Here is an 8,091-nt window from a genome sequence, read left to right as displayed (position 1 = left end):
TGCAAGCATCTCCCTCTCTCCCCCTCTCCCCCTCTCCCAACTCCCAACTCCCAACTCCCAACTCCCAACTCCCATGCTCTTCCAACCGCCGATGACGATGATAGATTTCTTTGCCAAAAGTGAAGGAATGTGGTTTACCCAGCGCAATGTGCATCACTTCGACTGCTCTGGTGATGAGTCGGGAGAGTCGAATTTATATATCTCTGTCGTGGCGCAGACAGATCCGCGCGTCGCTAGCATCTGTAATCAACAAGGTATCGATCCGACTCAAGCTGCTGGCGGAGCTAGTTTTATGTGGCAAGCTAATCAGGATAAAGGGGAACCAAATCCCGAACAAGCTGCGGTGTTGATCGATGTGCCTAATGATGCGTCGCGGCGATCGGGTAAACTGATTCGCAACCAGGGTTATGTCGAGAAAATTCCGGTAGTCAGCCGTTATTGGTTTGGCGATGATGGCATTCTGACGATCGATACCGACTATGACAACAATCAGGGACAGGAACGCTGCTGGTTTATCACCGACGATTTTCGGGTGCGGGTGAGTACGGTACGGATGATGAATGGTGTGTATTTGATGACTTATTGTTCGGAACGACGGTGTGCCACCGAGTCAGATCTCCAGGCAATGGTGCAAAAGCATTTGTCCGCATAGCGCAAAAAATTGAGGTAGGGGTAATTCATGAATTACCCCTACCTCAATTTTTGTGCAATTGTCTATTTTTGAAATTCCTGAAGCTTGATGATTAATCGATCGAAATAAGGAGCTAAAGTTGGTTGTAGATCTGGCTCTACTCTGCTTAAACTAGCAGTTTTTAATTCCTGTAAGCCTAGCACCATTGCAGCTAAAGGAACTTGCAATTCCTGGTATAACAAGTTCATATAATGCAAGCCTGTGTCGCTGGTATACTCCACACTACCGCCAGCAATGCCATAAGTAACGCACCGCAAAAAGTGCCAGAAGTCTCGCCAACAAGCTTCGGCTCGTGCTGCTGGATATAAACCGCCCCCAGGTTGCGTAATGGTGGGAAAGCTAGCCAAAACTCGGGCGCGAGCATCATCAACTATTTCTGTCGCGGCATCTCGCAATAATCTAGCGATTGGAATTAGATTTAAATTACTAGATGAGTTAGCTTCAATTTTACCGAGTTCGTCATCGGTGAGGTATACTCGGCGATCGTCAGCACTTTGAAATAGAGCGATAATTGCTGGCGAATGAGTCGATTTCCAATCCTCAAAACTAACAATTCTTGCTTTAACAATTAATTCTCTAACAGTACTAGTAAGTTCCATAAATTAGGCATAAAAAATAACACGCTGTTGCTGGACTGAATTAAATATCGATCGCTAACTGTATATCAATGTTGGTGCTGTTGGGTTTCGCTTTGCTCTACCCAACCTACGTACTATCCACTTCTCGACTCGGTAATAAAGGTTAAACTGAACCATTCACCTCGATCGGTATATGTCCGAATCAGCCGCTGGCGGAGATTTGGCTCGATCGACCAACCTACTTCTAGCTCGATGGCTACTCCAGGCACGAATTGAGTCGGGCACAGTACGTAGGCAGCATCGGGTAAGAGGATCGCTTGGGTGGATTGGTTGGTTAAGCGGGTTGGAGTAGATGCATCAATTGTCAAGATGGATTCTGTAACTTGTGATCCGATCGATCTGGAGCTTGCGACTGTTCGATCGTCAGTCAGCGCAGCAGTTTGAACCGTTGGCGACTCAGATACTTGCGTACTACCAGGATAACGTGTTACAGCTTCGCCCTGCCAAACCCCCAACCAGTCAGCCAGCTCCAGCGGCGGACGTTCGGGGGCATTTGTGCCAACTCGTCCTTCCCGAATTTGCGTCAGCCGAAAAAATTTGCCATCGCCATCGTATTGCGGAATCAATCGCAACCGTCGATCTTCATGTTTGAAGGCAAACTCCGCTCCCCCCAGCGCACCCATCCGCCAAGAGATCGAACCTTCAGAAAACGCGCCTGTCTCAAAGAAAATTGCCCCAGGACTCGGTTCGCTAAAATCGAAAGCCATCTCTTGAGGCTGGAGAATGCCCTCAGCATCGGGATAATGACGCGTCAGAGATAAATGAATCGCTCGATTTTCATCTACCCCAGTTAAGGAAATTAAACTGGGGATATCCTCGATCTCCTCACCTGTAGGCGAGAGTCGGGTAAACGAACCCTGCCACTCGCCGAGGTTTTGCAGCACGCATTCCCATTGAGATTTCATAGTTTTTACCACTCATCTACATCCATTTTTTTGGCAAGTTGCGAGATTGCCAGCTTGATGACTGCTTGAACTGAAGCTTCAGATTCCTTCCCGGCGGCGGCTTCTAAGTCCGCGATCGCTTGTTTGTCGCCGAGCTTCATTAAGGCTAGTACTGCCGATTTCCGACTTTCCCAGTCGGGATGGTGCAGTAGCTCTAAGAGCGGAACTCGTGCCGGACGATAGGCGAGATTTCCCAACGCGGCGGCAGCTTCGCAGCGTACCATGCCTTCGGCATCTTGGGTAGCTTTAATCAGCAAGTCAAAGGCGATCTGTTCTTCCGGATTTTCCTGAGCAATTTTGGTAATTGCGCCTACTACCGCCGCCCGAATTGCGGGCGAATCAGAGTCAATTTCGCGATAGAGGTATGTTTTCGCCTCCGAGCCGATAAAGGATAATGCCCAAGCAACGTGTCCTTTGGTACTCTCTGGATGCTCTGGGGAACCCAAAATTTCTAGTAACAGTGGTACCGAAGCCTCACCCATCCGCGCTAATGCGCCCACTGCCGAACCTTTGACGACGGTATCTTCGTCGTTGAGTAGCGCGTGTACTAGTGCAGGGACGGCACGCGGATCGGCAATAATGGTTAGGGTTTTGCCCGCAGCACGCCGTACTACCACATTCTGGTGATTGGCGAGGGCATCGATCAAAAATGGCGTTGCCGATTCGCCAATTTCGCCCAAAGTTGTTGCCACGCGCAATCGGGTAATGCCTCGCGGATCGCCGAGTCGTTCGACGAGATCTTTGAGCAATTCTTCATCGTGAGGATCGAAAATTTCTAAGTCTACTTGCTCGCTGACTTTTTCAAGTAGTGCGTCTGTCTCTGCTTGAAACTGGAGACTCGCATCATTCCCAGATGTCTCTGGGGTGTTGAGTTGGTTACTCATGGTTAATTTTACAGATGGTAATGATTGGCGAGGATTAGTTACCTGCGGTCAGATTTGCTTGCTGCTGGCGCAGTTCGGCAATCTTTTCGTCGATCGCTGCTAATTCTGGTGCCAAGCTAGCCATCACTTGCGATTTCATCAATTTAGCTTTTTGACCAGCTTCTAAGGTTTCCGAGAGGAACCGTTCGCGATATTTCTCAAATTCAGCGATGGTCTCAGCGAGTTCTTGGGCGTAGTTTTCTGGCACTTCCGACATATAAGAATTTCCTAAAATTTTATCGTATTTTCCAATTCTCGCAGATTCCGCGCAAAATTCACGCATTCAAATAGTACAAAAGCATTGATTAAAGCGCAGATCTCAGGATGCCTAAGGATTAGGGAGTTAATTGTACAGGTGCATTCGTGCAAGAGGTGTGTAAAACCTGTCGATCGATTGTAAAGAAACATTGCTTTGTTTTTCATAAATGAGACTCGATCGCCTTCGATCTTTTATGTTGTATCTTGTCTTGCTTCGACATAGACAACCGCCTTTTACAAATAGTCAATATATTAAGGAGAGCAACATGCTTGACGCTTTTTCTAAAGCTGTAGTTTCAGCAGATGCCAGCACTTCTACCGTTTCCGACCTCAGTGCCCTCAAAGCATTCGTTGCTAGTGGTAACCGTCGCTTAGATGCAGTAAACGCGATCGCTTCTAACGCTAGCTGCATGGTTTCCGACGCAGTTGCTGGGATGATTTGCGAAAACCAAGGTTTGATCCAAGCTGGTGGTAACTGCTATCCTAACCGTCGCATGGCTGCTTGCCTCCGCGATGCTGAAATCATTCTTCGTTATGTTACTTACGCTCTCTTAGCTGGCGACGCTTCCGTTCTCGACGATCGTTGCTTGAACGGTTTGAAAGAAACCTATGCAGCTTTAGGCGTACCTACTACTTCCACAGTTCGTGCCGTTCAAATCATGAAAGCACAAGCTGCTGCTCACATTCAAGACAATCCTAGCGAAGCTTTTGCTGGTGCTAAACTCCGCAAAATGGGTGCGATTGTAGTAGAAGATCGTTGCGCTACTTTAGTTGCTGAAGCTTCTAGCTACTTCGATCGCGTTATCTCTGCTTTGAGCTAATTAATAGCCATCCGTCAGCAGATCGATCGACAATTAGTACTCTATCTATAACATTGGGAGATTTTTAGAAATGAAATCAGTCGTTACCACCGCAATTGCCTCTGCTGATGCAGCAGGTCGTTTTCCTAGCACCTCGGATCTAGAATCAGTACAAGGTTCGATCCAACGTGCGACCGCACGTTTAGAAGCTGCTGAGAAATTAGCTGCTAACCTCGACAACGTTGCTAAAGAAGCTTACGATGCTTGCATCAAAAAGTATCCTTACCTCAACGAAGCTGGTCAAGCTAACTCCAACGACACTTTCAAAGCTAAGTGCCACCGCGACATCAAACACTACCTCCGTCTAGTTCAATACTGCCTAGTTGTTGGTGGTACTGGCCCTCTCGACGAGTGGGGTATTGCTGGTCAACGTGAAGTTTACCGTGCTTTGAGCCTACCTACTGCTCCTTACGTTGAAGCTTTGAGCTTCGCTCGCAATCGCGGTTGTGCTCCTCGCGACATGTCTGCTCAAGCATTGGTTGAGTACAATGCTCTTCTCGACTACGCAATCAACTCTCTTTCCTAGTCTGGAAAGAAGATTGCCAATCTCATCATAAATATTAGGTGAGATGTCTCTCTCTCAAGCCTGGAGATTCTTGATTCTTTGCTTTGCCTGTTAAGGTAGAGTAATTGTCCAGAATCTCTGGGTTTGTTTCGATCTGGGTAAATCGATGGATTTAAGGCACAGATAACAGACACATCCCCGACTTCTTGAAGAAGTCGGGGATGTAGCCGTAGATATAAGTAAACAATGGATAACCGCTTTTTTAGCTTATTTAATCTGACAGAAGATCGAGCGATCGAGATTTTAGATACGCCACAGGATCTCGTCTCCGAGAATGATTCTCGGTATATTGCGGCGTCTCATTTAATTAACTTTCGGACGGATCGATCGATCGCCGCACTGATGCGCGCATTGCAACAAACCGATCCGAGTCTGGATAATAAGATCGTGCGCCGCAAATCGATCGAAATCTTGGGAAGATTGCAAGCAGCCGATGCTCTCCCAGCCATTCACGGTTGTCTCCAAGATGATGACTGTTATACTGTCGAAAATGCGGCGTGGGCGATTGGCGAAATTGGTACCCAAGATCCCGAAATTTTGGCAGACTTAACCAAGTTGCTAGAAAAGCCAGGACAAAGTTATCGGGTGATGATTCACACGCTGACTAAGTTAAATTATCAGCCTGCGGTGCCATCTATAAGTAAATTTGTTAAAGACGCAGATCCACCGATCGCGAGTGCCGCTATTGCCGGAGTTTGCCGTTTGACTGGGGACTATACTCAGATGCCGCAGGTAGTCGCCATGCTGCAAAATCCTAATGTGTTGGGACGACGATTATCGATTCAAGATTTGATGGACGCGCGGTATTATGCGGCGATACCCGATATTGCGAGTTGTCCGGTATCCTTGGTATTTCGGCTACGTGGGATTCGGACACTCGCCGAAGCCGGAATTGGCGACGGTTCGCTGACATTTGCCCAGATCCAACCATATCTAGAACAGTCATTACGCGATCGACCGCAGGATTTAAAGCTGGTACATAGCTACGATCGAGTACCCGAACTCCCCGCGCTGATTCGCAACTTATACGAAACCGACTTTGGTAAAGCTTATTTAGCCACCCAAACGATCGTCGAAAGCTATCCAGAGACGGCTCCTGCGGCATTATTTGCCGCCTATGAGGAAGAAGCAAATAATGATTATGGTGCCCACTTCCACGTCATGAAAATCATGGGCTGGTTAAAACATGCACCAGCTTACAATCTGTTAGTTGAAGCTCTCCACAATACCCAACCACAATTCCAAAAATCTCGCGCTGCTGCCGCGATCGCACTAGCAGAAATTGGCGATGTCCGTGCGATTCCCGAATTGCACAAGAGTCTGGAGACGAAAATTTGGGATCTTAAATATGCCGCAATAATGGCATTAGAAAAATTGGGCGATAATAGTGGTTATGAAATTTTAGCCGATGATGCCGATTGGTTAGTGAGAGCAAAAGCTCAATCAAAACAGCGACCATGATTTACAGGATTTTAGGATTGACAGGATTGAGTTGTTGGCACCAATTAGATGATTGAAGATAAAATTGTAGATTGGGTTGAGTAAGTCGGAATTAAAGCACGTAAAAACTGTCTATTGTCAATTAAATTAATTATGTCAACTGAAGAAAGCTTACAACAACTCAAACACCCCAATCCTCATATGCGCGATCGAGCGATGTGGGAACTAGTCGAGAATCCTGACGAGACTACCATTCCGCGATTGATGAGCGTGCTCGATGATGAGGATACTACCTTTCGGCGGGCGGCGGTAAAAACCTTGGGCGCGATCGGGCACGATACGGTTCCGCCATTAGTTGAAGCTCTACTGAATAGTGAAAATGTCACCGTGCGAGGGAGTGCTGCCAAAGCACTCGCACAAGTAGCGATTAATTATCCCGACGAGCCATTCCCCGCCCAAGGAATTGCGGGTTTAAAGACTGCGCTTCAAGATCCGAATCCGGTGGTAAATATTGCCGCAGTGATGGCGATGGGTGTCATTGGTGCGCCGATCGTGGATATTTTGATCGAAGCATTGCAAACTACCGACAATCCAGCCTTAGCAATGTCGATCGTCAATGCCCTCAGCGCGATCGACGATCCGCGCTGTTTGACGGCTATTAATACTTTATTAGCAGATGAAGCGGTAGATTCATATGTCAAAGAAGCGGCGACGAGTGCTTTATCGCGGCTGGAGATGACGACAAAATTCAATAGCGATCGGAAATGAAAATATCCGGCTCAGGGGAGCTGGGCGGCGTGCAGTCGTGCCAGACGGTGGCGGATGCGTTGAGCTAGTTCGCCACCGCCGATCGGCTTGCACAGATAATCGTCGGCACCAACGTTAAAAGCTTCCTGCTGGGCGATCGGGTCATTTGCTGCCGTCAAAAATAAAATCGGTAAGTGTCGCCAGTGCGGGTCGCTGCGCAAGACTTGACATAATTCAAAACCGTTGATGTCTGGCATCTTAACATCCAAGACAAGCGCGTCAGGTTGCACCGATTGCAAGATCGTCCAAAATTGGAGCGGATCGGCAAGAGTAGTTAATTTCAGCCCCCAAGGTGCTAATAATTGGGGGAGTGCGTGCAACCAATCGAGATCGTCATCGACGACCATCACCTTTACCATCGCGTTAGCAGGTTGGAGTAGGGAAGTAGCTGCCAGAAAGATTTGCTCCGTTGTCAATCCGCTGGTGCCCAAAAATTTGCCACCATGTCTGACGATCTCTAACCGTTGTTGGATGTCGTCGCGATCGCTTAGTACCAGTACGGATCGCTCCGGAAACTGCCGCGCGACGTGATGGATAAAATCGAACAGCGGACGCTCGCCAATCGACTCTTGGCGATCGATGCCCATACCGATTAAAATTGCTGTCGGTAAATGGTCATCAATGGCGGTAGCCAGATAATTTTTGGCATCGGCGATCGTCGCCACAGTAACGGTGCGACAGCCACGCTGTTTGGAGATTGCCGTCAGGGACTGAGTTAGGTTTGACGGGAGATCGACGAGTAATAGTAAGGGCAATGGCGATCGATCGGAGGCTGCATCCAGATCGGTTGCTGCTGGCGGTGGCTGAGTGGGTACTGTGGATTCGATATCCTGGCTCAGTTCGGCTAGCAAAATTGGCAGTTGCTTCGCCTCCGTCGGAGCGAGTAAAGTAGGGCGATTGAGTAAAACTTCGATCTCACGGGCGATGGACATTGCCGCCGTCAAGCCAAATACGCCGAGTGTACC

General features: G+C 48.1%; 10 protein-coding genes. 5 read left to right on the top strand and 5 right to left on the bottom strand.

Annotation, left to right across the window (positions count from 1 at the left end; all coding sequences use genetic code 11):
• Positions 1–73 precede the first annotated feature (73 nt).
• Positions 74–652: a phycobiliprotein lyase gene (locus tag C7B77_RS17995; protein WP_106307822.1), complete on the top strand. Its 579-nt coding sequence runs from the start codon at positions 74–76 to the stop codon at positions 650–652.
• A gap of 62 nt (positions 653–714) precedes the next feature.
• Here C7B77_RS17995 and C7B77_RS17990 read toward each other — a convergent pair whose 3' ends face one another.
• The 4 genes from C7B77_RS17990 to C7B77_RS17975 form a co-directional block, all read right to left on the bottom strand.
• Positions 715–1,290, bottom strand: coding sequence for a globin family protein (locus tag C7B77_RS17990; RefSeq protein ID WP_106307819.1), 576 nt, complete (start codon positions 1,288–1,290; stop codon positions 715–717).
• Between the two features lie 113 nt (positions 1,291–1,403).
• The gene (locus C7B77_RS17985; protein ID WP_146138384.1) at positions 1,404–2,234 is read right to left on the bottom strand and encodes a DUF3598 family protein; all 831 of its coding nucleotides are present in this window, start codon (positions 2,232–2,234) and stop codon (positions 1,404–1,406) included.
• Positions 2,235–2,239: 5 nt separating this feature from the next.
• Positions 2,240–3,157 carry a HEAT repeat domain-containing protein gene (locus tag C7B77_RS17980; RefSeq protein ID WP_106307813.1) on the bottom strand — a complete coding sequence of 306 codons (918 nt, stop codon included), beginning with the start codon at positions 3,155–3,157 and terminating at the stop codon, positions 2,240–2,242.
• 34 nt (positions 3,158–3,191) lie between these two features.
• Positions 3,192–3,413 carry a hypothetical protein gene (locus C7B77_RS17975; protein WP_106307828.1) on the bottom strand — a complete coding sequence of 74 codons (222 nt, stop codon included), beginning with the start codon at positions 3,411–3,413 and terminating at the stop codon, positions 3,192–3,194.
• Positions 3,414–3,720: 307 nt separating this feature from the next.
• Between C7B77_RS17975 and cpeB the strand changes: the two genes are divergently transcribed.
• The 4 genes from cpeB (at position 3,721) to C7B77_RS17955 (ending at position 7,087) form a co-directional block, all read left to right on the top strand.
• Positions 3,721–4,275, top strand: coding sequence for a phycoerythrin subunit beta (cpeB, locus tag C7B77_RS17970; protein WP_106307825.1), 555 nt, complete (start codon positions 3,721–3,723; stop codon positions 4,273–4,275).
• A 70-nt stretch (positions 4,276–4,345) separates the two neighbouring features.
• Entirely contained in the window at positions 4,346–4,840 is a 495-nt protein-coding gene (locus C7B77_RS17965; protein WP_106307811.1) for a C-phycoerythrin subunit alpha, read from the top strand.
• 225 nt (positions 4,841–5,065) lie between these two features.
• Positions 5,066–6,340, top strand: coding sequence for a C-phycoerythrin alpha-cysteine-82 phycoerythrobilin lyase CpeY (locus C7B77_RS17960; RefSeq protein ID WP_106307808.1), 1,275 nt, complete (start codon positions 5,066–5,068; stop codon positions 6,338–6,340).
• Positions 6,341–6,472: 132 nt separating this feature from the next.
• Positions 6,473–7,087, top strand: coding sequence for a HEAT repeat domain-containing protein (locus tag C7B77_RS17955; RefSeq protein ID WP_106307805.1), 615 nt, complete (start codon positions 6,473–6,475; stop codon positions 7,085–7,087).
• A gap of 11 nt (positions 7,088–7,098) precedes the next feature.
• Here C7B77_RS17955 and C7B77_RS17950 read toward each other — a convergent pair.
• Positions 7,099–8,091, bottom strand: a 993-nt coding sequence (locus C7B77_RS17950; protein ID WP_146138383.1) for a response regulator, incomplete at its 5' end; no start/stop codon positions are given.

Origin of the sequence: Chamaesiphon polymorphus CCALA 037 (assembly GCF_003003845.1) — a bacterium.
Lineage (GTDB): Bacteria > Cyanobacteriota > Cyanobacteriia > Cyanobacteriales > Chamaesiphonaceae > Chamaesiphon > Chamaesiphon polymorphus.
Note: the sequence above shows the minus strand (reverse complement) of the source record. Positions and strands in the feature narration are given on the sequence as shown.

Excerpts from the sequence above, each read along its gene's own strand:
- C7B77_RS17995 (WP_106307822.1), top strand. The coding sequence starts at position 74 with ATGCTCTTCCAACCGCCGATGACGATGATAGATTTCTTTGCCAAAAGT.
- C7B77_RS17990 (WP_106307819.1), bottom strand. The coding sequence starts at position 1,290 with ATGGAACTTACTAGTACTGTTAGAGAATTAATTGTTAAAGCAAGAATT.
- C7B77_RS17985 (WP_146138384.1), bottom strand. The coding sequence starts at position 2,234 with ATGAAATCTCAATGGGAATGCGTGCTGCAAAACCTCGGCGAGTGGCAG.
- C7B77_RS17980 (WP_106307813.1), bottom strand. The coding sequence starts at position 3,157 with ATGAGTAACCAACTCAACACCCCAGAGACATCTGGGAATGATGCGAGT.
- C7B77_RS17975 (WP_106307828.1), bottom strand. The coding sequence starts at position 3,413 with ATGTCGGAAGTGCCAGAAAACTACGCCCAAGAACTCGCTGAGACCATC.
- cpeB (WP_106307825.1), top strand. The coding sequence starts at position 3,721 with ATGCTTGACGCTTTTTCTAAAGCTGTAGTTTCAGCAGATGCCAGCACT.
- C7B77_RS17965 (WP_106307811.1), top strand. The coding sequence starts at position 4,346 with ATGAAATCAGTCGTTACCACCGCAATTGCCTCTGCTGATGCAGCAGGT.
- C7B77_RS17960 (WP_106307808.1), top strand. The coding sequence starts at position 5,066 with ATGGATAACCGCTTTTTTAGCTTATTTAATCTGACAGAAGATCGAGCG.
- C7B77_RS17955 (WP_106307805.1), top strand. The coding sequence starts at position 6,473 with ATGTCAACTGAAGAAAGCTTACAACAACTCAAACACCCCAATCCTCAT.